This window comes from Glycomyces sp. L485 (assembly GCF_022548875.1).
Lineage (GTDB): Bacteria > Actinomycetota > Actinomycetes > Mycobacteriales > Micromonosporaceae > Glycomyces.
Genome location: NZ_JAKZEW010000125.1, coordinates 1 through 248, shown reverse-complemented (window position 1 = coordinate 248; position 248 = coordinate 1). Strand labels below are relative to the sequence as shown.

General features: G+C 61.7%; 1 protein-coding gene. It reads left to right on the top strand.

The window, feature by feature from the left end; translation table 11 throughout:
• A partial coding sequence (locus tag L0U85_RS20255) for a cellulase family glycosylhydrolase (RefSeq protein ID WP_241379572.1) occupies positions 1–248 on the top strand: 248 nt, incomplete at both ends.

Genomic DNA, 248 nt, shown 5'->3' with positions numbered 1-248 from the left:
GGCTGGAACACGAACATCGACTACACCGCGGGGGACTACGGCTTCGAGATTCCGACCGACAGCCACCGGTCGTCCGCCATTCCCAGCGATGAGCAGCGGATCATGATCTCCGTTCACTACTACGCTCCGTGGGACTTCGCCGGAGAGGAAAACGGCAACATCACCCAATGGGGGCCGGGCGCGAACGATCCGTCAAGAACGTCCACCTGGGGGCAGGAGGACTACATGGACGCGCAGTTGCAGAAGAC